Source organism: Streptomyces sp. ASQP_92 (assembly GCF_025399895.1).
In the GTDB taxonomy this organism is placed as follows: domain Bacteria; phylum Actinomycetota; class Actinomycetes; order Streptomycetales; family Streptomycetaceae; genus Streptomyces.
Map to the genome: position 1 here is coordinate 552,142 of NZ_JAODUA010000003.1, position 24,446 is coordinate 576,587.

20 protein-coding genes are annotated in these 24,446 nt (G+C 72.6%); 7 read left to right on the forward strand and 13 right to left on the reverse strand.

Annotated elements, in window-relative coordinates; all coding sequences use genetic code 11:
* Positions 1 to 20 precede the first annotated feature (20 nt).
* Genes N4G70_RS12005 through N4G70_RS12030 form a run of 6 tightly spaced genes read right to left on the reverse strand, consistent with a single transcriptional unit; the run spans position 21 to position 7,942 of the window.
* Positions 21 to 1,895 (reverse strand): YcaO-like family protein, encoded by a 1,875-nt coding sequence (locus tag N4G70_RS12005; protein ID WP_261712531.1) that lies wholly within the window; start codon positions 1,893 to 1,895, stop codon positions 21 to 23.
* Positions 1,892 to 3,592 carry a hypothetical protein gene (locus N4G70_RS12010; protein ID WP_261712532.1) on the reverse strand — a complete coding sequence of 567 codons (1,701 nt, stop codon included), beginning with the start codon at positions 3,590 to 3,592 and terminating at the stop codon, positions 1,892 to 1,894. The genes N4G70_RS12005 and N4G70_RS12010 overlap by 4 nt, the downstream gene beginning before the upstream one ends.
* 1 nt (position 3,593) lies before the next feature.
* On the reverse strand, positions 3,594 to 4,292 hold the full coding sequence (locus tag N4G70_RS12015) for a tpaF (RefSeq protein ID WP_261712533.1): 699 nt from the start codon (positions 4,290 to 4,292) through the stop codon (positions 3,594 to 3,596).
* 2 nt (positions 4,293 to 4,294) lie between these two features.
* Positions 4,295 to 5,908, reverse strand: a complete 1,614-nt coding sequence (locus N4G70_RS12020; protein ID WP_261712534.1) for a tpaE — start codon at positions 5,906 to 5,908, stop codon at positions 4,295 to 4,297.
* 57 nt (positions 5,909 to 5,965) lie between these two features.
* Positions 5,966 to 6,577 carry a TOMM precursor leader peptide-binding protein gene (locus N4G70_RS12025; RefSeq protein ID WP_261712535.1) on the reverse strand — a complete coding sequence of 204 codons (612 nt, stop codon included), beginning with the start codon at positions 6,575 to 6,577 and terminating at the stop codon, positions 5,966 to 5,968.
* A 15-nt stretch (positions 6,578 to 6,592) separates the two neighbouring features.
* The gene (locus tag N4G70_RS12030; protein ID WP_261712536.1) at positions 6,593 to 7,942 is read right to left on the reverse strand and encodes a YcaO-like family protein; all 1,350 of its coding nucleotides are present in this window, start codon (positions 7,940 to 7,942) and stop codon (positions 6,593 to 6,595) included.
* Positions 7,943 to 8,298: 356 nt separating this feature from the next.
* Between N4G70_RS12030 and N4G70_RS12035 the strand changes: the two genes are divergently transcribed.
* Positions 8,299 to 8,610, forward strand: coding sequence for a trypco2 family protein (locus N4G70_RS12035; RefSeq protein WP_261712537.1), 312 nt, complete (start codon positions 8,299 to 8,301; stop codon positions 8,608 to 8,610).
* Positions 8,600 to 11,551, forward strand: coding sequence for a trypsin-like peptidase domain-containing protein (locus tag N4G70_RS12040; RefSeq protein WP_261712538.1), 2,952 nt, complete (start codon positions 8,600 to 8,602; stop codon positions 11,549 to 11,551). Before N4G70_RS12035 ends, N4G70_RS12040 begins: the two co-directional genes overlap by 11 nt.
* 17 nt (positions 11,552 to 11,568) lie before the next feature.
* Here the strand turns inward: N4G70_RS12040 and N4G70_RS12045 are convergent, their stop codons facing one another.
* The 5 genes from N4G70_RS12045 to sbnB all read right to left on the reverse strand — a co-directional run bounded on the left by N4G70_RS12045 (position 11,569) and on the right by sbnB (position 16,764).
* Entirely contained in the window at positions 11,569 to 12,243 is a 675-nt protein-coding gene (locus N4G70_RS12045) for a 4'-phosphopantetheinyl transferase superfamily protein (protein WP_315904245.1), read from the reverse strand.
* Positions 12,240 to 12,623, reverse strand: a complete 384-nt coding sequence (locus N4G70_RS12050; RefSeq protein ID WP_261712539.1) for an acyl carrier protein — start codon at positions 12,621 to 12,623, stop codon at positions 12,240 to 12,242. Before N4G70_RS12050 ends, N4G70_RS12045 begins: the two co-directional genes overlap by 4 nt.
* Complete coding sequence (locus N4G70_RS12055; RefSeq protein WP_261712540.1) at positions 12,620 to 14,434, reverse strand: fatty acyl-AMP ligase; 1,815 nt, start codon at positions 14,432 to 14,434, stop codon at positions 12,620 to 12,622. Before N4G70_RS12055 ends, N4G70_RS12050 begins: the two co-directional genes overlap by 4 nt.
* A 278-nt stretch (positions 14,435 to 14,712) precedes the next feature.
* Positions 14,713 to 15,690, reverse strand: a complete 978-nt coding sequence (gene sbnA / locus N4G70_RS12060; protein WP_261712541.1) for a 2,3-diaminopropionate biosynthesis protein SbnA — start codon at positions 15,688 to 15,690, stop codon at positions 14,713 to 14,715.
* Positions 15,691 to 15,705: 15 nt separating this feature from the next.
* A complete protein-coding gene (sbnB, locus tag N4G70_RS12065; RefSeq protein ID WP_261712542.1) occupies positions 15,706 to 16,764 on the reverse strand; it encodes a 2,3-diaminopropionate biosynthesis protein SbnB in 1,059 nt (352 codons plus the stop codon).
* A 294-nt stretch (positions 16,765 to 17,058) separates the two neighbouring features.
* Between sbnB and N4G70_RS12070 the strand changes: the two genes are divergently transcribed.
* Genes N4G70_RS12070 through N4G70_RS12080 form a run of 3 tightly spaced genes read left to right on the forward strand, consistent with a single transcriptional unit; the run spans position 17,059 to position 20,445 of the window.
* Positions 17,059 to 18,609 carry a tryptophan halogenase family protein gene (locus tag N4G70_RS12070; RefSeq protein ID WP_261712543.1) on the forward strand — a complete coding sequence of 517 codons (1,551 nt, stop codon included), beginning with the start codon at positions 17,059 to 17,061 and terminating at the stop codon, positions 18,607 to 18,609.
* Positions 18,610 to 18,631: 22 nt separating this feature from the next.
* A complete protein-coding gene (locus N4G70_RS12075) occupies positions 18,632 to 19,924 on the forward strand; it encodes a cation:proton antiporter (protein ID WP_261712544.1) in 1,293 nt (430 codons plus the stop codon).
* A complete protein-coding gene (locus tag N4G70_RS12080; RefSeq protein WP_261712545.1) occupies positions 19,921 to 20,445 on the forward strand; it encodes a flavin reductase family protein in 525 nt (174 codons plus the stop codon). The genes N4G70_RS12075 and N4G70_RS12080 overlap by 4 nt, the downstream gene beginning before the upstream one ends.
* 109 nt (positions 20,446 to 20,554) lie before the next feature.
* Here N4G70_RS12080 and N4G70_RS12085 read toward each other — a convergent pair whose 3' ends face one another.
* Together N4G70_RS12085 and N4G70_RS12090 are read right to left on the reverse strand one after the other, a co-directional pair.
* A complete protein-coding gene (locus N4G70_RS12085) occupies positions 20,555 to 21,568 on the reverse strand; it encodes a helix-turn-helix transcriptional regulator (protein WP_261712546.1) in 1,014 nt (337 codons plus the stop codon).
* 145 nt (positions 21,569 to 21,713) lie between these two features.
* Positions 21,714 to 21,923, reverse strand: a complete 210-nt coding sequence (locus N4G70_RS12090; protein WP_261712547.1) for an MbtH family protein — start codon at positions 21,921 to 21,923, stop codon at positions 21,714 to 21,716.
* A gap of 585 nt (positions 21,924 to 22,508) precedes the next feature.
* Here N4G70_RS12090 and N4G70_RS12095 point away from each other — a divergent pair.
* Positions 22,509 to 23,303, forward strand: coding sequence for an AfsR/SARP family transcriptional regulator (locus N4G70_RS12095; protein ID WP_261712548.1), 795 nt, complete (start codon positions 22,509 to 22,511; stop codon positions 23,301 to 23,303).
* A 154-nt stretch (positions 23,304 to 23,457) separates the two neighbouring features.
* Complete coding sequence (locus tag N4G70_RS12100; protein ID WP_261712549.1) at positions 23,458 to 24,438, forward strand: LysR family transcriptional regulator; 981 nt, start codon at positions 23,458 to 23,460, stop codon at positions 24,436 to 24,438.
* The last annotated feature ends 8 nt before the right edge of the window (positions 24,439 to 24,446 follow it).

A 24,446-nucleotide genomic window follows, 5' to 3' on the forward strand; every position in this document is an offset into this window, starting at 1 on the left:
TCCTCTCGTTAACCGGCGGACTAGGGGAACGGGTGGGGCGGGACCTCGGCCGCGCTCCGGCCGGGCGGCAGCAGCGAGGCGTACGGCAGTGGCGCCCGGTCGAGTCTCGGCAGGCCCACCAGGCGCCGGGTGTCGTGCCCGAAGGTCATCGGCAGGAAGCCGGGAATGAAGGTGCGGGTGCACTGGAGGCCGCGCCAGCGCAACTCGGGGGTGGTCACATCGGCGACGTAGATGTGCGCGCCGACCGCCTCGATCCTCGTCCGCACGTGGTCGAGGTCCTCGCCGAGCGTGGCCGACACCGGGACGGCCGCCGCCGCTTCCGCGAAACCGAGGGTGGGCCGGTCCGGGGTGGACAGGAAGTCGAACCACGGCCGGGAGCCGGGCAGCGCGCCCAGCAGACTGTGATCGGCCATGGTGCGCACCAGATGGAAGTCGTCGGCCAGGCGCGCCGCGTGGGCGAGGTTCTCCTCGAAGGAGTGGGTGACGGCGGACAGGATCGCGGCCACCTCGAAGATGGCCGACTCGGCGGCCCTGCGCGGGTCGAGTCCGGCCCCGGTCGACACGAAGGTGCAGGGTCCCGTCGCCGCGTCGCGCTGGGCCAGGGCGAGCACCACCGGGATCCCGGTGTCCAGCGCCGCCCAGAACAGCCGGACGCGGAAGCCCGTGACGATGTCGACGCGCTCCACCAGATCCCGCAGCGCGCGGTCGGCCGGCCCGATCACGAGCTCGGGCAGCACGAGCCTGCGGTACCAGGTGAGCAGGAACGCGTCCCGCTCGACGACCTCCAGGATGCCGTGCAGGGTCGCCTCCTCGGGGCTCTGCCCCAGGGCGAAGCCGTTCGAGGTGTCGTAGAAGAACGGCTTGCGCGCACCGTCCGGCCGCACCCAGGTCAGGGCCGGCTCGGGCAGATGGCGGGCCGGTCCTTCGCCGAGCGGGGTGACCGGCACCCATCGCACCGTTTCCTCCGCGCCCAGCGGCGCGAACGGGAAGTCCTCGCGCGCGTACTGCTCGTCGGCGTGGTAGCCGAGTGTGCGGGGGTCGATGGCGCGGGCGCCGAGTTCGCCGAGGGTGGCCTCGACGATTCCCTGGGAGGGCCGGTAGTGGAAGCCGGTGTAGCGCTCAAGGCCTTCCAGGACCGCGGTCCGCCTGCTCGCGGTGAAGGTGTGGGAGCGGCCGATGCCGGGCTCCAAGTCGCCGTTGCCCAGCGGCAGATGGACCTGCGCGGCCGGTACGGGCCCGTCCAGGTCGACCAGCGGTGACCGGAACAGCGCGTGCGGCCCCACATAGTCGGAGGCGAGCGTCGCGGGCAGCGGAGCACGGGTGCGCAGCGTTCCCTCGGCCTTCACCAGGGACGCGGGCTCGGTGTCGAAGGTGACCGCGGTCGTGGCCGTCGACGGCGGGCAGCCCGGGCACCCGGCCCTCGGCGGGATCCTTCCGGGCTGGACCGTGCCGCTCGCCCGGTCGACCGTGACGAGGGAGCCGCCCGGGCGGTCGCCCCGCAGGAGCAGCGCGGCGAGCCCGCCGACGACGGCGCGCAGCGCGGGGGTGAGCCCGTGCCACAACGTTTCGGCAGCGGCCCTCGCCCGCGCGGTGTCGTCGGCCGGCTCGCCGTACGGCGCGGCGGGGCGCGGGACGACCTGGCGGGTCAGGAACCAGCACAGACACCGGGGGCATCCGCCGCCCTCGCGGTCGTAGCCGAGGACGTGGACGCTGCCGCGCCAGAACAACACGGCCACCCCGCGCCCCGACCCGGGCGGGGCGTCGTCGGGAGTCGCCAGCCGGGCCGGGCCGGTGAGCGTGCCCAGCAGCACCTCGGCCGGTGTCGGCGCGCCGGCGTCGGCGAGCAGGGCGAGCAACGGGTCCGCCACCGGCGGGTCCTGGGTCACCGTACTCATGCCACCTCCATCAGCCGGACCCGGTCGCCCAGGAAGGGAACCGTGTGCCGGGCCTGTGTGCCGTGCGGCTTGGTGATGTGCCGCCAGACCTCCGGCCAGGTGCGGAAGTGCGGGTTGAGGGGCACCAGGACGTCGTCGTCGTTGACCAGCCGGAGCAGGGCCGCGCAGACCGCTTCGGCACGGCAGGCGCCCAGGCCCTCGGCGGCCACGTCGTCGGGGGTGTGCGCACGGGCCAGATGGAGGCCGTTCGCCAGGCGGGTCGCGGTCCATCGCGCGGTGCCTCGGTCCGTGGCGCGGGCGACCGCCTGGTCGAGATAGCGGGCCGCACGGGCGCACGCGTCGTCGCCGAGCTCGTCGAGGTGAAACGCCGTCAACTCGCCTTCGCTGTGCGGCTGTTGCAGGGTGTGGCGCAGCAGGGCGCGGTAGAGGGCCTCGTCCTCGGTCCATCCGGCGCCCAGGCTCGGGCCGGCGGGCGCGCCGGGCACGGTCGCGAACCGTTCGATCGCGTTGAGCGCGGCCTGATACATGGCTTCCCGGGTCGAGAGCGTGGCGGCGGATACGCGCCGTATGTGAGGAGTGCCGTCGGTGTCGACAAGGACGGTGGCCAGGGCCCTTCCGAAGGGGACCTGCGGGGCGTCCTCGCCGTCCAGGCCGAGGAAGGGGCCGATCAGGTCGTCCGTCCAGCGGCCCAGGGTGGCGACGATGCGGTCGTCGTCGTCCTGTTGGCGCGGGTCGTCGTGCGGGCTCGCGATGTTCCGGCGTACCAGCGGCTCCGCCCCGTCGTCGTGGGCGCGCGCCGCGGCCGGTGGCTGTTTGGCCCGGCCGCACCGGCACCCCGCGACCGGCCACACCGGATGCTGCTTGACGGCGAGCGCCTCGGGGTCGAGCGAGAGCGCGGCGGCGGTGGGCAGGTGGGCCAGGCGCGACTGGGCCGCGTGCGCCACGGTGGCCGCGGCCCACTCCTGCGGCACCGGCGTCGCGTTCGCGTTCCGCGGCCGGGCGCGGCCGTACCGGTGCAGACAGTCCCAGCAGCCGGTCGTGTCGTGGTCGGTCCACAGGATCCAGTACCGGCCGGCCACCGTGCCCACGATGCCGTGCGGCACTTTGAGCGCGAGCAGTTCGTCCTGGATCCGCACCGTCTCCTCGTGCGGTCGGCCGTCCGCGTCCAGGACGACCAGTTCGGCGCCCTTTCGCCCGGCGGGACGTTTCTGCCAGGTCGAGCGGTACTCGATCCGGGCTCCCGGCGCGGGGGCGGCGTCGAGGAGCGTACGCAGTCCGTCGAGCCAGGCCGGGCGGCCGTGCAGAACGAGGGTGGTGGCGAGCAGGCGGTCGAGGGCCGCCACCGGATCCCCCGTGAGCTGGGAGAACTGCGGGATCAGCCGACGGGCCACCGCTCCTCGCTCCGCCTCCTGCCGGCTCATCGGAGTGTCGAGCAGGACGACACAACCGTGCGCGACCAGCGCGCCGAGCAGGCGCTCCGCCGCGGGGCGCGCCGCCTGCGGCAGCCCGGCCACCAGATCAGTGCCCGTCAGGCTGCCGTCCGAGCGGCTCACCAGTGTCGAGACCAGCTCGAACGCGGCGCCGCCCTTCACCGTCATGGACGCGGCGCCGACCCCGACCCACACCCCTTCCACGGTCCGCAGCACACTCACATCCGGGCGGGCCAGGACGACACCGGTCTTGGGCTCGGCGACCATCTCACTCGCCCGCTTCCGGCAGCGCGTACGTCGCGGACAGCAGGGGATGGCGGGTCACGCCGTCGCTGTGGACCAGGTCGCGGACCGCCGTGCCGATGAACCCGCCGAACAGGGTGCCGACGAGACCGTGGGACTGGCACTCCAGATGGAAGTCGTACAGCGCCATCGACGCGCGCGTCACACACATGCGGTAGCCGTGCGCGCCCGCCCACGAGTCGGCCCGGTCGAGCGCCGCGTACATGCTGACGATCCCGCCCGCACCGGCGAACTCGCGCTGCACGCCCAGGTTTTCGGGGTCGCCGAGCGCCGAGGCCGGGGCGATGAGGGACGCCTCGCGCGCGGTGACCCGGTACACCCCGGCGGGCATGCCCTCACTGCGCAGCGCGAACACGAACGCCTCCAGCGGCCCTGCCTGTTCGTCGAGGCCCCAGTCGCGGCCGTCGCGCTCCAGAGCGCCGGTCAGCAGACGCAGTACGACCTCGGTGCGCACCGGCTCGTCGGCGTACCGCAGCGACGAGCGCCGGTCGAGCAGCGTCCGGTGGAAGTCGTGGCCGGCTCCGATGTCCGCGTCCCGCACCTCGACGGGCGTGGCGTCGGGGAAGGGGGCGGGGGAGCGGTGCGCGGCGAGGCCGTCGCTGGTGACGGCACGGGAGGCGAAGCCGTCGAGCAGCGGACGCATCGTGGACAGGTCGGAGCGCATGGTTACCCCAGTTCCATGACGGCGGCTATGGGCTCTTCGTTCGGGGCGATCCCCAGGTAGTCGCTCAGGGCCTCGTCGTCCCAGTTGGTGGCGAGCGTGAAGTCGAGCGCGAGATGGCCGGCGACCCGGCGGGCCGCGGACAGGGCGCAGCCCGCGTCGAGCAGGGCGAGCCGCAGCCCGAATGTGCCGTACTTGCGCACCACCTTCTTCAGGTTGGCGGTGACGACGAGCAGCAGCGGCCGCTCTCCCGGCGGCGGGGCCCCGCCCGTGGTGAGCCGCGCCAGCGCGTGATCCGGCTCGACGTAGGCGTATCCGCCGACCGGCAGCACGGACTCGTCCCGGCTCAGCAGATAGGCGCCGGCCGAGCCGATGTTCCCGGCGGCCGCGGTCCACCGCTTCACCCACCCGTCGGCGGTCTGCTCACGAATGCCGAAGGCCACCGCGAGCAGCAGCGAGACATCGCTGTCGCCGAGCTTCGCGCGGTCCGCGGCCGGGGGGCCCGCGAGGCGCGACACCTCTGCGGGGGGCAGCGGCAGGCGGGGGCAGGTGGGCCACTCCCGGAACTCCGACTGCAACTTGATGTTCGAGGACTGGTAGTGCGCCAGATGGCCCTTGGGGTCGAGGAACCGGCGCGGCGGGATCGCCACCGCCGCCTCGTACAGGGCGCCGGCCGGCGGCACCGCGGCGGCGGGGCCCTGGCTGAACGAGCAGTCGGGGCAGCCGGGGCGGCTCGCGCTCGCGCGGTACTTCGTGGCCAGGGTCGTCAGGTCGATGACAGCCGCATCGAGCGGCAGATGGGTCATCGTCGACCGTGCGACCAGGGCGAGGACATGGTGGGCGACGAGCCCCGCGACGAGGTCGTACGCGTGCTCCTCGGGGGCGCCGTCCAGCTCGTCCTCGCCCGAGGTGGCGCACCGCAGACACGGCGTGAACTCCGGCTCCACATACGGTCCGACGACCACCGAGCCCGCCCCCGCCCGGACCCGCAGCAGGGGGCGGCCCTCGCGCCGGCACCGGTCGCGCAGCTCGGCGAGGCCCGGCCGGGACCGCGGCGTCTCGAAGAACACGACGAGGGCGTCCGTCGCCTCCGCCGGCCCGTCGCCGTCGGCGACCACCACGCACACGCCGGTCAGACAGCGCGCCGCGGCCTCCACGAGGGAGTGGTCCCCGGCCAGGTGCACCGTGGCGCTCCCGAGCCGCTCGGCGCCCCGCGTCCAGGACGGGTTCACGCCGGTGGAGTTGCCCAGGCGCGACAGGAAGCAGGCCAACTCCGGTGCGACCAACGGCAGTTGAGCATCCGGCGTGCCCTCCTCCACGACGCCCGATGCCCACAGCAGGGCGAGCGACTTGTAGACGACGGACTCCTGGAGGCCGGTCGCCGCGGCGAGCTCGGCGTGGGTGGCGGAGCCGTCGCACGCGGCGACCAGCCGGCTCAGGCTGTCCCGCGCGAAGCGGCCGGTGAAGACCTGCCGCTTGTCCGCGCCGTCGAGCATCACCGAGTCGCCGGACCGGCGCAGCCGGACACCCCGGCGCACCGCGGGGTGCACGGGCACCGCGATCTGCCGGTCGCGGTGCGCGGCCCGGCCGATCGTCTCGGCCTTGACCTCAGCGGCCATGAGTTGCACTCCTCACTACGAAGCTCGACAACTGGGGCTCACCACCGACCTCGCCGGTCAGGGCAGCCCGGCCAGACTCGCGACGGCGTCCGGCGCCGCCGCGCGCAGTCGCTCGCCGCACCGGGCGCAGCGGTCCACCGCCACCGTCGGCGCGCTGGACAGCGTCCCGGTGACGAGGTCGAAGGTGCGGACCGTGCCGCCGAGTCCGGTGGGGCCGGTGCGGAGCTCGGCCAGGGCGAGCGTCAGCAGACCGTGGGCGATCGCGAGGTGCGGACGGCCGAAACCTTCCGGCAGGCCGCGCGTCGCCGGGCCCACGTCATAGGGCTGAGCGGGATCGCGGTGCTGCTCGATGCGGCGCAGATAGCAGGCGTAGCAGGCGGTGGCGCCGGGGATCACGGCCGGGCCGCACACGATCCGGGTCGGAAGCAGTTCGAGGCCCACCGTCGGGACGCCCCGCTCGAACCCGAACCGGTCCACCGCGTCCCGCAGTTCCTCAAGACGTCCGGAGTGGACCACCACGATCGTCCCGGCGCGGGCGAGCCGGGTGTCGTCGGGGAGTTCTTCACCGGTGACCCGGACCACGGGAGAGATCGCGTACGCCTCGGCGTACTGCTCCCCGAACGCGTCCCGCACCAGATACAGACAGTCCGCCGGTTCCTCGGGTGACATGTCGTGTGCTCCTCTCTACGCGAAGGGCTGGGGCTCCGGATTCACCGACTCTCCGGTGTGTCTCTCGTGGCCCATCGCGGTCGGCGCGGCGTACAGCCTCGGCGTGGCGAGGTAGCGCTCGCTGTGGATGAAGGACAGCGGCACGGCTTCCGGCACCAGCACCTTCACCGCGTGCATGCCGACCTGGCGCGCCTCGTCGGTGGTGATGTCGACCGCCAGGACCTCGGCGCCCCGCTCGGCCAGCCGGGACACCGCGGTGCCCAGCGGATCGGCGCCGGCCGGCAGGGTGGGCAGCGCGTCGAGGCTGCGCCGCGGGCGCTCGCCCTCCAGCAGATGAGCGAAGACGTGCCGACGGTCCAGGGAGGCGTTGTAGGCGGCCGAGCCGATCACGCTGACCGTGCCGTCGTCGGGCCGGCCCACCGGGCCGCGCCGCACGTGGTCGCGCAGCGCGATGCGCAGGGCGGCCAGTTCCCGGTAGATCTTGCCGAGCGCCCGCCGCGGGTCGAGGTCGCAGGTGGCGCACACGATCTGGGCCAACGACGGTTCGTGGTCGGCCAGTTGGATCGCGTAGAGGACGGGGATGCCGAAGTCGGTCGTGGCGTCGAAGACGCGGATCGAGAGATGGCCGGCGGTCCCCGTCTCGTAATGGGCGCGGGTGTCCGCGTCGAGGCTCTCGGGGTCGATCGACAGTTCCGGCAGCGGCAGGCGCTGGAGCCAGGAGAGCGAGAGCGCGTCCCGCTCGACGACTTCCAGGAGGCCACCGAGGACGGCGCTGCGGATGTCGGAGTGGACGGCCGCGCCGGTGGTGACCCCGCGGGTGAACAGCTCCGACGGCGACTGGGGCGTCATGTGCAGATGGACGGCCACGGCCGGCACCAGGGCGGTGCGTCTGTGCGTGAGCGAGCGGGCCCGCACCCAGCGGATGGGGACGGACGGGTCGTAGGGCACCAGGCCGCAGTCGGCGCGGGCGAACTCGCCGTCGGAACACCGCGGCCACCGCGAGGGCGAGACGTATTCCTCGGTGAGGTCCGCCTCGGCGGCCACCAGGATGTCGTCGTCGTGCCAGGAGCACACCGAGTACCGCTCAAGCGCCTCGGCGATGGAGACGAGCCGGGCGCGCTCACCGCCGAGCGCGCTGCCGACGCCGTTGACGTTGCCCATGTCGCCGCTGTCGCGCCAGCCGCGCAGACTGGTCAGCACCTGTGACGGGTCACCGATGCTGGAGACGTGGACGGCGAACGCGGGGTCGCCCTCGGTGGCCGGAACCGCGGTCGTGCGGGACACCAGGCCGTAGGGCGAGACCAGTGAGGCGATGCGCCGCAACTCGGGCGCGCTGACAGCTTCCGACTTCCCCCGTGGCACCACGAACCCCCCGTCGCGATCTTCCGGTTATCGACCTTGCACGGCCTCCCGGGAACTTGTCAAGCAACATAGTTGCAATACTCCGGCACCCCGTCGGGCCGCCCCAACTGCCGTTTCGGCGGGGCGAGTTAGTTTCGTGCGACCCCGTCGACCTGCGGATTTTCGGTGTCCCGGAGCCCGCTCGTCCGGCACCGGACTCCGACGGGTCCCGACCCGTCGACGACGGCCTGCCGATGTGATAGGCCTGAGGGTGCGCCTGGCTCGAAGTCGACGGGAGACAGGGCCCGTCGGCGGGCGCTGGGTATGCTCGACGGGCCGGGTGAACCGGGCGGTGTCGGGCGAGACGCGGGGGCGCTGGGGTGGACGACGCGGTGGAACTGGCCGACATGATCGCCCAGTTGAGAGCCGAGCTGAGCCGCGCCATGGCCGACGGCGAAGGCGATGGCCTGCGGTTCCAGGCGGAGAAGCTCGACCTCGAACTGACCGTGGGCGTCGAGCGGAGCCGCGAGCCGGGCGCCAAGGTGCGGTTCTGGGTGTTCGACGTGCACCACAGCGCGCGCACCGCCCAGACGGTCACCCAGCGCATCACGCTCACGCTCAGACCCGTCGCCGCGGGCGACCCCGACCGGCCGGCGCTGATCTCCGGGGACGAACTGCTCGATGAGACCTGAGTCCGTGGCCGACGGGCCAGGGCTCGACCCGCACCGGATCGCCGAGATCATCGTCGAGACCGGCGCCGGCCGCAGACGCGGTTCCGGCTACCGCGTCTCCGCCTCCGCCGTCCTGACCGCCGCCCATGTGGTCGCCGACGCGACCGCCCTGGTCGTACGGTGCGACGCCGACCGGGACGGCGAATGGTCGGCCCCGGCGACCGTGACCTGGGCGGACCGGCACAGCGACCTCGCCGTCCTGGGCGTCGAGCCGCCGCCGGGCGCCCCCGCGGTGGTCGAGCCGTCCCGCTTCGGACGCGTCGCCGACGACCGGCACGGGGTGGTCGACGTGTGTGCCGCCGGGTTTCCGCTGTGGAAGCGCCGCACCCGCCGCGAGGGCACCTTCCGCGAACTGCACCAGGCGGACGGGACCGTGGCCGCCCTGTCCAACCTGCGCACCGGCACCCTGGAGATGACGGTCGCCCCGGCCGGCGCGGACCCCGACCCCGGAGCCTCGCCCTGGGCGGGGATGTCCGGCGCCGCGGTGTGGGCCGGCCACCTCATCATCGGCGTCGTCGCCGAACACCACCGCTCGGAGGGCCCCGGCCGGCTCACCGCGGTACGCCTGGACCACGCCCTGCGCGGACTCGCCGACGGCAGGCGTACGGAACTGACCAGGCTCCTCGGCCTCGGCGACCGCGAACCGCTGCCGCTCGCCGGGCCCGTGGAGCCACCCGGCGAACGGGTCCCCGACCTGCGGGTGGTGGGCGTTCCCGTCGCGTACGGGATCGAGCTGTTCAAGAACCGCACCAGTGAACGCGACGCCGTGGCACGCCACTTGAGCGACCCCACGATCCGGATGGTCACCATCACCGGCCCGCGCGGCATAGGAAAGAGCGCGCTGGCCGCGAAGGTCATGGACCTCCTGGACCGGGGCTCATGGCCGGGCACCGTCCAGGGCCCGGTCCCGTCCGGCCTGATCAACCTCTCCACCCGGACCTCCGGGATCTCCCTGGAGCGGCTCTACTTCGACTGCGCGCGGCTGCTCGGCCCCGAGTGCCTGGCGCGGCTGCGGGACGTCTGGAGCGCGGGCGGCACGGCGCGGGAACGGCTCGCCGAGCTGCACGCGGCCCTCGGCGAGCGGCTCATCGTCGTCCTCATGGACAACCTGGAGGACCTGCTCGACGACGACGGCAGCGTCGCCGACGAGGAACTCGCCGTCATCCTCGACTGGCTCTTCCGGGTCCGCTCCACCCCGCGGCTGCTGGTCACCAGCCAGGTGCCGGTGCGCCTGGCCCCCGAACTGCGGCGCTTCGCCGCCCACATCGAACTCTCCGAGGGTCTCGGCCCCGCGGAGGCCGCCGCCCTGCTGCGCGAACTCGACCGGGACGGCAGCCTCGGCATGGCGGAACTGTCCGACGACGAACTGCTGCACGCCGCCGTCCATGTACATGGCGTCCCGCGCGCTCTGGAACTGCTCATCGGCGCGCTCGCCGACGACACGGTGCTGCTGCCCAGCCTCCAAGACGTACTCAAAGACTTCACCCGGCGCCACGACGTCGTCGCCGACCTCGCACAGGATCGCTACAAACGCCTCGACGCACGGGCGCACGCCGTCCTCGGCGTACTCGCCGCGCTGCGCACGCCGGTCGGACAGGACGCCGTCGAGGAGATCCTCGCCGGGCTCGACCCCGAGCTGCCCGCGGCCCCCGTCCTCATCTCCCTCGTCCGCAGACATCTGGTCTCCGTGGACCGCGCGCACCGCACCTTCGCGCTGCACCCGCTGGACGCGGAGATCGCCTACGGGCGCATGCCCCGCAACGGACCCCACAGGAGGCAGGCAGTGGAACGGCAGATCGCGTCCTGGTACGAGCGCCGGAGCCGGCCGCGCGGAGAGTGGCGCACCCTGGAGGACATCGAGCCGAACCGGCGCCGCTTCCACCACCTCGTACGCGCCGGTGACCACGACGACGCCGCGCGGGCGCTGTGCGAGATCAGCGAATGGCTGGTGTGGCACGGCTCGGTCCTTGCCGCGGTCACGATGCATCTGGCCGTCGAGGAACACATCCAGGACGAGCGGGTGCGCCTCGCCCACGCGGTTGCCTACGGGCACGCCCGGCTCAGCGCGGGCCCGATGGAGCAGGCGGTCCGGCTGTTCGCCGAGGCGGCGACCCTGGCCGAACGCCTCGGCGACCGGCCCGCGCTCCAGAACGCGCTGTTCGGACTCGGTGACGCCCACCGCCAGCTCGGCGACCAGGGGGCCACGATCGTCCCGCTCACCCGCGCCGCCGATCTGGCCCGTGAACTCGGCGACACCGAGCGGGAGGTGCACGCGCTGCTCTCCCTCAGTCTCGCCCACAGCTACCTCGGCGACGGCGAGAGCGCCCTGGCCGTCGCCGAGCGCCTCTCCCAACTCGCCGCCAGCGAAGGGGACTTGCTCACCGTCGCCCGCGCGGGCAACGCCCGTACCATCGCCCTGCTCACCCTGGGCCGCTGGCAGGAGACCGCCGACGCGGGCGCCGGGACGGCCCGCGCCTATCGCGCCGCCGACAGCCAGGAGGCCATCGCGTACGCCCTCAACGCCCAGGGCATCGCCCTGCTGGCCCTGGACGCCCCGGCCCGCGCGGCCACCGTCCTGGAGGAGGCCCGCCACGAGGCATCCCTGATGGAGAACCCCCGGGCCGAGGGGGTCTGTCTGCTGAACCTGGCCTGGGCGTACTGGTGCGACGGTCGCCTTGAGGAGTCCGCCGCCACCGCCGACCGCGCCTCCGCCGCCCTCGACATCGCCGGAGCCACCCAGGCGGACGCCGCCCGCGCGCTGTCCCGGGCCGCCCGGGCCCTCCCTTCGTCCCCGCGCACGGCCGCCGGATCCCTGACCCGGGCGGCCGCCGCGCTGGACGGCAACGCCGAGGTGATCAGGCCGAGTTGGGTACGGGAGGGGGCGGGGCGGGTGGGGGAGTGACGTCGGCGGAGTGACGGTCACCCGAGGAGTGGGCCGGGCAGCGCCACCGCCGCCAGGAGGAGTTCCGGTGAGGCCAGCCAGCGGCCCTCCAGGACGGTTTCGCCGGGGCGCCCGGGCAGGACCACCGCCCGGAACGTTCCCTCCGCCCCGCCGAAGGTGACCCCGATGTCGTGGAACCCGTTCGGCCTGGCCCCGCCGTGCCGCACCCCTTGCGGGAACCACGCCTTGAACGCCGCCTCCTTCGCGCAGAACAGCAGCCGGTCCCAGCGGACGGCGGGAGCGCGGTGGAGGAGGGCGGCCAGCTCGTCCTGTTCGGCGGGCAGGGCCACGGCCGTCAGGACGCCGTCCCGCAGCGGGCGGTGCGGCTCCGCGTCGATGCCCAGCGCCCCTACGTCACCGTGCCGGGCGACGACCGCCGCCCGGTAGCCGCGGCAGTGGGTCATGCTGCCCACGATCCCGGGCGGCCAGCGCGGGGCGCCCCACTCGTCCGGGAGCAGCGGGGCCGGGCCCGCGCCCAGTGTCTTCAGGGCCGCGCGGGCGCAGTGCCGCACCGTGGTGAATTCCCGGCGCCGCCCGGCGCCGACCCCCGCCACCAGCGCGCGCTCCTCGGGGAAGAGGCCGCTGCCTTCGGGAACATCCCCCAAGTGTTCCTTTGCGGCGGTGCCGGGGTGGGGGAACAGCGTCTCGATCAAGGGGTGCCCCGCCGGCCGGGGCCATCCTGTGAACCGACGGAGTCCCGGGGGCCGGCCGTGCCCCGCGCGGCCAGCGCCGCGACCACGTCCTGCGCCACCTCCGTCACGCTCGGCCGGTGGACGAGGAGCGCCCGGTCGATGCTCACCCCGCAGCGTTCGCCCAGCCGCCGGGTCAGCCAGGTGCCGGCCATCGAGTCGATGCCGTACGCGCTGAGCGGCACGTCCTGGTCGATCAGGTCGTGGTCCAACTGAAGGTGTTCGGCGAGGAGTTGGGTGAGATGGTCGGCCACTTGGCGCTCGGTGACAGTGACAGTGACGCCGGCGGCGGTCGCGGTCGCGGTGGCCGGCGCGGCCTCCCGGCCGCTCGTGGGGATGCTCATACGGACTGTCTCCTCTCGGAAGGGCCCGCCGGCCGGGGCGGCAGGCTGGACCACTGGGCGAGCAGGGGCAGCCGCCCGGCCCGCAGATCGTCCGCGCAGTCCCGGCGGCGGGTCTTGCCGCTGGTCGTGCGCGGCACCCGGTGGCGGGCGACCGCGAAGACGCTCACCGGGGCGGGCAGCGCCCGGGCGACCGCGACGCCCGCGGCCCGTACGGCGCGGGCGAGCACCTCGGGGTCCCGCTCGGCCGTCTCGACGACCACCGCGACCCCCGAACCGTCCTCCTCCAGCGGCCAGGCGGCGGCCCGCTGGTGGGCGAAGGCCTCGTGCGCGGCGCCGGCCACCGCCTCCACGTCCTGCGGGAAGTAGTTCTCGCCGCCCACCACCAGAACGTCCTTGAGGCGGCCCGTGACGAACAGCTCGCCGCCGTCCAGGCAGCCCAGATCCCCGGTGCGTACATACGGTCCGCCCTCGGCGGAGCCGGCCGGCCGCGCCCCGAACGTCCTGGCCGATTCGGCTTCGCGGCCCCAGTACCCCTGGCAGTTCCCCGGCGCGTCCACCCAGATCTCGCCCACGGCGCCCTCCGGAAGCACCCGCCGGGTCGCCGGGTCCACGACCTCGATCCGTACGCCCGGCAGGGGCGGCCCGCAGCCGACCAGTTCGACGGCGGTGTCCAGGGAGGCGGCCGGTACGGCGGTGCCGCGCGCCAGGGCGTCCCGGTCGTAGCGGCGGACCGGCGCCTCGTACAGCGGACGCCCCAGGGTGACGCCCAGGGTGCACTCGGCGAGGCCGTACCCGGGCGAGAACACCTCCGGGCGGAAGAAGGAGGGCCGGAAGGCGTCGGCGAACGCGCGCAGTGTCCGCGCCCGCACCGGCTCGGCCCCGTTGACGGCCACCCGCCAGGTGGACAGGTCGACGCGCCTGCGCTCGGTTGGCCCGATCCGCCGCACGCACAGCTCGTACGCGAAGTCCGGCGCCGCGGCGAACACGTCCTCCTCCGCCTCGATCGCGCGCAGCCACACCAGGGGGTCGCGGACGAAGGCGGAGGGTTCCATCGTGACCGCCGCCGCTCCGGAGACCAGGGGCAGGACCACCCCGGTGCAGAGCCCCATGTCGTGGAAGAACGGCAGCCAACTCACCACCGTGGTACCGGAGTCGACCTCGCAGCGATCGCGCACGGCTTGCTGATTGGCCATCAGGCCGGCATGCCCGACGATCACTCCCCGGGGTTCGCTGGTGGACCCCGAGGTGTACTGGAGGAGCGCCACCGCCCGTGGGTCGAGGGCCGTCGGATCGGGGAGCAGATCGGGGTGCCCCGGCGCCCGCGCCACCGGGATCCACGCGAGCCCGGCCCCTTCCTCCCCCGGGAGGGCGTCCCGCGCCGACGCCACCAGCGCCGCGACCGGCCGACAGTCCCGGCGGATCGCCCCGAGCCGGTCGGCGCCGTCCGCCGGGCGCCGCCGGGCCGCGGGCCTCAGCGGCGGTACGGGTACGGCGATGCGGCCCGCGTACAGGCAGGCCAGGAAGGCGACCGCGAAGTCGGTGCCGGGCAGCGCCGGGACGAGGACCCGGTCTCCCGCCGTGCCCACCTCGCCCAGCGCGGCGGCCGTGGCGCGGACCCGGCCGAGGAGTTCGACGGCGGTGAGCTGTTCGAGCCGTTGGCCCTCGGCGCCGAGCGCGGTGAACACGGGGCGCGCCGCGCCACTGCCTGAGGCGCGGCGCAGCAGGGACTCCACGAGGGTTGATGGGCACGGCAGTTGGAGCCGGGGCGGTGGGGTGGGCGAAGGCGCGCTCGGCGCGAGGGTCCGGTGCATGGGTTCGCTCCTCTCGGCTGTCGCCGCTCGGGAATGCGCCGGGGCCGAGCCGGATGTCGCTGCCCGCGGCGACCCTGTTGCCGATGGTGCCGCCGGGCCCTGACGGGGAGCTGACGGCGTGGCGGGGTTCCGGTCCGGCGTCCAGCATCCAGCGGGCGGGCCGCGACGGCAATGACACGGCCCCCACTACCGGGGGGAGGGGTGGTGGGGGCCGTGATCAACCGGCGCGCTCCGCAAGCGACCTGACGTAGCATCAGTCGAAGGGACGCCGGGCTTCGTCAGCCCATGCGCAGCGGGCCGAGCTCCAGTGCGTGAGCTCCGTAGATGTCGCTCACCCAGTTGCTCTGGTAGATGGAATCGAGATAGCGCTCGCCCAGGTCCGGAGAGATCGCCACCGCCGTACAGCGGCCGCCGCCGCGGTGCTCGGCCAGCCAGCCGAGCGCGCCGGAGACGACCGTCCCGGTGGAGCCACCGAACAGGAAGCCGCCCGCGGCCAGGCGGTGCGCGACCCGGATCGTGTCGATCTCCGGCACGAGCACCACGTCGTCCACGAACGACCGGTCGAGCAGGGGTGGCCGTACGCCGGAGCCGAGGCCCGGGATCATGCGGGGCGCCGGGGGGCCGCCGAAGCTCACCGAGCCGACGGAGTCGACGGCGACCACGGTGACCGGGCGGCCCGAGTCCTTGAAGTACCGGGCGCACCCCATCAGCGTCCCCGTGGTGCCCGCCCCGACGAACAGGACGTCGAGCTCCGGGAAGCGCTCGGCGATGGACGGCGCCGTACTGCGGTAGTGGGCCTGCCAGTTGCACGGATTGGCGTACTGGTTGAGCCACAGATGACGGTCGTCGGAGGCGCACAACTGCCGTACGTGGTCGAGTCTGGCCCCGAGGAAACCGGCCTCGGGGTCGGGCTCGGTGATGGTGTGCACCCGGGCGCCCATCGCCTCCATCAACCGCCGGGTGTTCAGATTGCAGCGGGTGTCCGTGACGCACAGGAACTGATAGCCCCGGCTCGCCGCGATCATGCTCAGGGCGACGCCGAGGTTCCCCGACGACGACTCGACGATGACCGAGTCCGGGGTCAGCAGCCCCTCGCGTTCGGCGTCGGCGATCATCGACCGCGCCGCCTTGAGTTTGATCGAACCGGCGAAGTTGAAGCCTTCGCACTTCAGATACAGCGGCACGTCCAGGACGGACCGCAGGTCCACATAGAGATCGTCCGTGTGGAAGTCCTCGGGTACGGAGATCACCGGCACTTGGGCCCCCTCACCTCAGGAACGGCTGTCGGTCGCGGTCCGCCCATATCTGTCCACCTCATGGAAGAAGCCGTCCACGACGCGGAGTTCGCCCCGGGAGGCCACCTCGTCGTACACGAACTTGCCGACCGCCAGGTCCAGCACGCCGAGCCCGAACGGCGAGAACACCACCGGGCGGTCCCCGGGGATCTCCACCTTGTCGGCCATCACCTCGGCCAGGGTTCCGGCGATGAACTCCCGTGATCCCGTGAGCTGTTCGGTCAGATGCGGCGAGGTGTCGGCCTTCAGGCAGTGCTCGATGTCGTCGACGACGTTCGTCGAGGCGAGCAGGATCTCGGGCGCCAGATCGCGCAACGAGATGTTCAGGACCACCGGGTTGTGCGCGAACCAGGCGGGCTCGTGGACGTGCGGAGCCGCCGCCACGGTCGCGAAGACCACCAGGTCCGAGGAGCGGATCAGCTCCTCGGCGCTGTCGTGCACGGTGATCCGGCCCCGCTCGCCCGAGCCCTCCAGATACGCGCGGAAGCCGCCCGCGTACGCGGCGGCCAGGTCGTGCACCCCCACCTCGTCGAAGGTCCAGCCGGTGCCGGCGAGGTAGGTGTGGATGTGCCGGGCGATGAACCCGGTGCCGATGAAGCCGACCCTGCGCGGGCGCGGCCGCCCGCGCGAGAGCAGGTCGGCGCCGAGCGCGGCGGACGCCGCGGTGCGCGCCGCGCTGATGATCGAGCTCTCCAGGCAGGCCAGGGGATACCCCGTGGCGTGGTCGTTGAGCACCAGTACCGCGGAGGCGCGGGGGATGCCCGAGGCCACGTTCTCCGGGAAACTGGAGATCCACTTCAGCCCGTCGACCCGGTTCTCGCCGCCGATGGACGCGGGCAGCGCGATGATCCGGGCGGAGGGACGGTCGGGAAAGCGCAGGAAATACGACGGTGGGTTGACCGTGTCGCCCTCGCCGTGCAGCCGGTAGGCGGCCTTCACCAGCTCCATGGTGCGCTGCTCGTGGCCGGTCAGAATGCCGTGGACCTGGGAGCCGGGGATCACGGCGAACGGCGGGACGGATTCTTCCTTTGTCATCCAAATCTCCATTGCAGCGGGCGGGCGGAGCGATTCCCACCCGGTAACCCCGCCTTTCATGTTCCCGAACGCCGCTGACAGTGGGCTGACGCGGCAAAGGGGGCCCGTAGCGGACCTCGGGGCCATCTGTCCATCCGGTCAGCCCCACCTGCGCCTTTCGGCCATCACTTAAGGATCTGGGCGCCGAGTTCAGCCGCCCCTAGTCTCCTTTATCGGTGGCGCCACCCAGGAAAATCAGACACAGGGGGCCGGAGCCACTGGCGAAACTCGTGGACTACCGAACAGGAGTCACCAGTGCTCAACAAAGTCGTGATCGTGGGTGGCGGAACAGCCGGATGGATGACGGCCTCATACCTCAAGGCCGCTTTCGGGGAGCGAATAAACGTGACCCTCGTGGAGTCCGGGAACATCGGCGCGGTGGGCGTCGGCGAGGCCACCTTCAGCGACATCCGGCACTTCTTCGAGTTCCTCGGACTCAAGGAGAAGGACTGGATGCCGGCCTGCAACGCCACGTACAAACTGGCCGTCAGGTTCGAGAACTGGCGGGAAAAGGGCCACTACTTCTACCACCCCTTCGAGCAGATGCGCTCGGTCAACGGCTTCCCGCTGACCGACTGGTGGCTCCAGCAGGGGCCGACCGACCGGTTCGACAAGGACTGCTTCGTCATGGCCTCGGTCATCGACGCCGGACTGAGCCCGCGCCGCCTGGACGGCGCCCTCATCGACCAGCCCTTCGACGAGGGCGCGGACGAGATGCACGGCCTCACGATGTCCGAGCACCAGGGCAAGACCCAGTTCCCCTACGCCTACCAGTTCGAGGCGGCGCTGCTCGCCAAGTACCTCACCACGTACTCGGTGGAACGCGGTGTGCGGCACATCGTCGACGACGTCCAGCAGGTCAACCTGGACGAGCGCGGCTGGATCAGCGGGGTCACCACCGCCGGGCACGGCGACATCACCGGGGACCTCTACATCGACTGCACCGGCTTCCGCGCGCTGCTCATCAACAAGGCGCTCGACGAGCCGTTCATCTCCTACCAGGACACCCTGCCCAACGACAGCGCGGTCGCCCTCCAGGTCCCGATGGACATGGAGAAGCGCGGCATCCTGCCGTGCACCACCGCCACCGCCCAGGACGCCGGCTGGATCTGGACGATTCCCCTGATGGGCCGGGTCGGCACCGGATACGTCTACGCGAAGGACTACCTCTCGCCCGAGGACGCCGAGCGCACCCTGCGCGAGTTCGTCGGGCCGGCCGCCGCCGACGTCAACGCCAACCACATCAAGATGCGCATCGGCCGCAGCAGGAATTCCTGGGTCAACAACTGTGTGGCCGTGGGCCTTTCCAGTGGATTCGTGGAGCCGCTCGAATCCACCGGCATCTTCTTCATCCACCACGCCATCGAGCAGATCGCCAAGAACTTCCCGAACGAGGACTGGAACCCGAACCAGCGCAAGCTCTACAACCGTTCCGTCTCCCATGTCATGGACGGAATACGAGAATTCCTGGTCCTGCACTACGTCGCGGCCAAACGACAGGACACCCAGTACTGGCGCGACACCAAGACCCGGGTGATTCCCGACTCGCTCGCCGAGCGCCTGGAGATGTGGAAGACCCAGGTCCCCGACTCCGAGAGCATTTTCCCGTACTACCACGGTCTGCCCGCCTACTCGTACATGTGCGTTCTGCTCGGAATGGGCGGAATCGAGCTGAAGCCGTCGCCCGCACTCGCCCTGTCCGACCCCTCCGCCGCCGAGCGGGAATTCGAGGCGATCCGCGACAAGACGCGACGACTGACGCAGACGCTTCCCAAGGCGTACGAATACTTCGCCCAGCATCGCTGAGCGGCCGACGGGGGACCGCGTCATGGAATCGCTCAGGCTCCTCGGCGACGCGCCACGCGTCGCCCACGTCCTGGCGGCGCTCGCCGCCATCCTGCTCATCGCGCTGACGGGCCGGTCCCTCGCCCGGGTGCTGCGTCAGCCCGTGGTCATCGGGGAGATCGTGGTGGGCCTGCTGTCCGGGCCCGTCGTGATCGCCCTGTTCGGCCGCGACACCCTGGACGCGGCCCTGCCGGGGCCCGTGTTCGGCGTGGTCAAGCTGATCGCGCAGGCCGGTCTCGTCCTGTTCCTGGTCGGCCTCGCCCACACCCTGGGGGCCGACCCCGCCGGCCCCCGGCGCGGCGGCACGCTGTGGGTGGCGACCGGAGCGCTGGTCCCGCCGCTCGTGACGGGACTGCTCCTTGCCGGTCTGGTGCTGGCCACCGGCGACACCGCCGCACGCGGCGACGCCCCGCTGCCCGCCTTCGTGCTGATGGTCGCGGTGTCGATGTCCATCACGGCCGTCCCCGTCATGGCCCGGATCCTCGCCGACCGGGGCATGACCCGGTCGGCGGCGGGGCAGACGGCGCTGGCCGCGGCCCTCGTCATCGACGCGGTCGGCTGGCTGCTGCTCACCCTCGCCATCAGCCTCGGCGCGGGAAGCCTCGACGGGGTGCTCCACTCGGTGCGGGCGCTCGCCTTCGGCGCGGTGTGCGCGCTGGCCGTCCGTTACGGGCTGCGGACCCGGGCCGCCCGCAGCGCCTGCGTCAAGCTGCCGCGCGCCGCGGCGGTGCTCCTCGGCGCGGTGGCCCTCGCGGTCGCGCTCGCCATGGAACACCTCGGCATGACGGCCGTCCTCGGCGCCGCCCTGGTCGGCCTGGCGGTTCCCCGGGGCACGGACGCGCCCTGGGAACGCGCGGTCACCACCGTCTCGCGGGCGGGCGGCGCGCTGGCGCCCGCCTTCTTCGTGGTCACCGGGGTCACCGTGCTCACCGGCTCGTTCGCCGACACTTCCTGGCGCCTGATCGCCGCGGCCGTCGTCCTTGGCTGCGTCGGCAAGGGGCTCGGCGGATATCTGGGGGCCCGCCGCAGCGGCCGGCCCCCCGCGACGGCACGCAGGGTCGCCGTTCTGATGAACACCCGCGGGCTCACCGAACTCATCGTGCTCCAGGCCGGGTTGAGCTCAGGGATCCTGACCGGCCCGATCGTCCTCGCCCTGATCGTCATGGCGCTGACGACGACGGCCATGACGGGACCGCTCCTCACTCTCCTCGACCGGACAGAGCGCCGCCCCACGACCGCGACGTACGCCGTAGCCACAGAAAGCAGGGTCCGATGACCGAACACACCGTCCATGTCGAAGCGGTGGCCGACCGGACCACGCCCGACCACTTCCGCGCGATGATGAGCGGCTTCCCCACCGGCGTGGGCGTGGTCACCACCACCGGCCACGACGGGGCGCCGCGCGGCATGACCTGCTCCTCGGTGTGCAGTGTCACGCTGAAGCCGCCGACGCTCCTGGTGTGCCTGCGCCACGGCAGCCCCACCCTGGAGGCGATCCTGGAGCGGGGCACCTTCGCGGTGAACCTGCTGCACGAAGGGGCCCGGGGGACGGCCGAGTTGTTCGCCTCGGGCAACCCGGAACGCTTCCATCTGGTGCCTTGGGAGCAGGGCGCGGACTCGGGCGGACCCCATCTGGTCCAGGACGCGCACACCGTCGCCGACTGCGATGTGAGCGCCCTGCACCGCACCGGCGACCACGTCACCGTCTTCGGCGAGGCCCGGCTGATCACCCAACGGCACGCCCTGCCGCCGCTGTTGTACGGGCTGCGGCAGTTCCGCTCCTGGTCGCGGCTCTGAACCGGGCCGCCACCGATCGCACAGCGACAAGAGGTCCGACCCCGCCGGGGCCGGACCTTCGCGTGTGGGTGACTCAAAACCGTAGAGGTGACTCGGAGGCGCGGACCCCTCAGGAGGCGTGCTGCACGACCGGGCGGGGGATGCCGTCCAGGGTGTGGCGCCACGCCTCGGGGACGGTGGCGCCCGAAGAGGGCCGGTCCGGCGCGGAGCGCATGGGGAGCCCGTCGAGCAGGGCGAGCCCCAGCGGGGTCACCGTGTGCAGGACGGTGTTGCGGATGCGGCGGGTGGTGATCAGGCCGGTCTGGCGCAGCACCGTGGTGTGCTGGCTCGCGCCCGCCGCCGAGATGCCGAGCCGGTGTGCCAGCTGGCTGGTCGTGCAGGTGGCCCGCAGCACCCGCAGCGCGGCGGCGCGGGTCTGGCCGACCAGCGCGCCGAGCGACTGCGCGTCGTCGTCGGGCGCGTCCCACAGGCTCGCCGCCCGCTGGGCGTCCGGCGGCGCGGCGAAGGCGAGCACCAGTTCACCGCCCTCGCTCCGGCCGCCCGTGAGCTGCGCCGGGCGGTGGTTGAGGAAGACGGACGGGGTGAGCGCGAGGCCGCGCCGGTCGAGGTAGATGTCCTCGTCGGGCCCGCCCGGGATCTCCAGGATCTGCGAGCGCCAGGTGATCCTCGGGTGCAGCGTGGCGAGCAGTGAACCGACCCCGCCCGCCATCACCACCCGGCCGCGCGCCTCGCACTCGACCTCCAGATACGCCTCGATGTGGTCCCAGTACGGTGCGATCGCCGCCTGCCACACCTCCGAGAGGCCGGCGGCCTCCCGGTAGGCCGACAACTGGGCGGCCAGCGCGTCCTGTTGGGGTGTGTCCTGCGGGGCGCGGTCCTCGGTTCCGCTCTGCTCGATGAGCCGCAACAGCACCTCGGGGTCGCCGCCGACGCCGAGCCCGCCCGAACGTAACCTCGGCCAGGCCGGCAGCCGGGTGGCGACCTGTTTGCGCCAGCGGGCGTAGGCGGGTGTGACGCCCCGGCCGAGCAGCCCGTAGGCGAAGGCCGTCTCGATCAGCGGCCCGGCGGTCGTCCTCAGCCGGGTCTTGGCTATATCGGCGGCGGTGAAGTGGATTCTCTGCATAACTGCCCCCGTTAATGAGCTCGTTCGCGAAAGGAACGGTCGGGCCGACCGGCTGGCCGGTGAGCGTCACCAAGACGTCGTCGTGCGTCGCCGGGCGCGATGGAGACCGGGCGCATCCCGCGGGTGCGGGCGAACCGGGGAGTGCTCAGAAGACCGGTGCGGCGACGGCCTCGCGCGGGCGCGGGTCGCGCCACCGCTCCCCGGCGAAGGCGAGGGCGGCGTCGCGCGGCCCCGCGCCGAGCGCGACCTGCCGGCCGTCGGGACACGGCGCGAACGCGGGCCACAGCGAGGGCCGGCCGGCGCCGTTCACCACTACGGGAAAGGATCCGTCCTGATCGTCAAAGGGGTTCGACACGTCGCCAACTCCGGTATCCGAGTCGTGGGAAGACGGGGGCCGTACGGCCCGAGCCCTCATGCTCGCGGGGATCGCTGACGCGAAGCTGACAGCCGGGCGGCGGCCGGCCGACACCGTGCGGCAGGATCCCGAGCGACAGGACGCGGTCGCCGAGCGACGTCCAACACCCCCACCACCGCGTCGTCGCCAGGATCTTAAGCGCTTTCTGTGAACTCGCCAGCCGCGCACGGCAATTCGGGGCCCTTTGGTATGGCCCGAGCCCGGCGGAGCCGTGGCGGGGAGCGGCTCCCCGGGCGCGTCCAGCCGCCGGCGGGCCGGGGCCGGCCGTCCCGGCCCTGCGCTTCCCGGGGGTCGCGGGCCGCACGGACCGTACGAGCGAAAGGGGACCGAAAGGGGGCAGGACGGATATCTGGGGGAAACAGCGGCCGTCACCCCTGGCACTTGTCGGACGCATGAGCCGCTTGATGAGCGATGACACGAAGCCATACTGATGGCGCTCGCATTCGCGGCGAGATGGTATTTCCCCCGGCCGAATACACCTGGGCATCATGTGCGAAGTCCGCGAGTTGACATGGGGGTCCTGCTATGGAAATCAACGTTCTCGGTCCGCTTTACCTCGCGCACGGAAGCAAGCGCTACACGATGTCCTCGAAGCGGGCGAGCGTGGTGCTCACGATGCTCGCTCTCTCTCCCGGGGTGCCGGTGAGCTCGGACCGGATGGTCGACGAGCTGTGGGCCGAGCAGCCGATGGCGAACGCCCGCAACGCACTTCAAGCCAATGTGCGAAGACTGCGCAAACTCCTTCAGTCGGTCACCGGCACGACCGAGCCGCTGCACACCGTCAGCAGCGGGTATCTCCTCGACGTGCCGGTCGCGAGCGTGGACGCGCACCGCTTCCTGGCGCTGGCGGAGACCGGAGCCGAACTGGTCGACCGGGACCCGCACCGGGCCATCGTCACCCTGGAGTCCGCGCTGGGACTGTGGCGCGGGCCCGCGCTGATGGACGCCCGGGACGGGATGCGCTGCCGGATCCAGGCCGACCATCTCGAAGAGCGCCGCATCACCGCCTACGAGGACCTCACCGCGGCCAAGCTCTCCGTGGACGCGGCCCGGGTGCCCGTCTCCGAACTGCGGCAACTGGCCGTCGAGCACTCCGGCCGGGAGCGGCTGAGCGAGCTGTTGATGCTCGCCCTGTACCGGGACGGCCGGCAGGCCGAGGCGCTGGAGATCTTCCACGGCGCACGCCGTCGGCTCGCCGTGGATCTCGGGCTCGAACCGGGGCGGGCGCTGCACCGCGCCTATGAGGCGATTCTCCGCCAGGACGAAACGCTCGGCGAACCGCGCTGCGTGCTGGCCCACGCCGTTACGGCCATCGGCTGACCGATTTCCGCTGCATTCCCCCGACGCCGTCCGGCGGCCCACGCCCTCGCCTGACGACGATATGGACTGAACCTGTGCGTCCTGTTAGCGTGCGGTCGGTCCGGGCCTGTCCCCGGATGGACGTCCGCGGGTGTCGGTCGCGAACGGGGGATAAGTGAACGTCGAGTTACGTCATGCCAGAATCGTCATGGCCATCGACTGCGCGGGGAGCATATCCAAGGCCGCTGTGGAATTGAATCTTCCGCAGTCGAGCCTTACCGCGCAATTACATCGGATAGAAAAGGCGATCGGCGGCGAGCTCTTCGTCCGCAGCCGCTCGGGCGTGCTCCCCACCTCCCGCGGGGAACGGCTGCTGCCGCTCCTCGCCGACCTCGTCCACCAGGCCGATCTGGTGATCGCCGAGGCCAGCGCGTTCTCCTCCGAGGTGTTCCGGTTCGGGAACGCCGAGTGGACGCCGCCGTCGCTGCGCATGGTGCTCCAGGAGGCGCTGCCCGTCGGCGAGGTACGCAGCGAGACCCTCGCGCCCGCGGCGGCCGTGGCGGCGGTACGCGGCGGCGCCCTGAACGCGGCCCTGGTGCCCAGCATGGCGCTGGTGGCGCCGGCCGATGTGCTGGAACCGGCCCTGGCCAAGACCGTCATCGTGCGCGAGCCGGTCTGGCTCGCCGTTCCGCGCGGCCATCCGCTGGCCGACCGGGTCGGGGTGGGCGTGGCCGACCTGGCCGGCCTCACCTGGGTCCGCTACGCCCGCGACCACTGGTTCCACCCCATCGAGAAGCACCTGTTCGCCAAGTTCGACCACGCCGACCCCGAGGTCCTGCACTACGTGGACGGCCACCACGAGGCGATGAACTGGGTACGGGACGCCGGCGCGGCCGCCCTGACCACGCCGACCGGAGCGACCAAGGAGGTCGCGCTCGTGCCGTTGAGCGGCACCGCGAGCACCGAGATGCTGCTGGTGTGGCGCACCGACTCGCTCGCCCGCGGCACCCTGCGCAGCCTGGTGGACACGGTGCGCCGCTACTACTGCGAGTACGCCCGTACGATCCCGCGCTACTGGGCGTGGATCGCCCAACATCCGGAATCTTTCGCGGAGTTGAGGCCGTTCCTGTCCGAGGCCGCCGCCGACGCCGTCTGAGGCCCGCC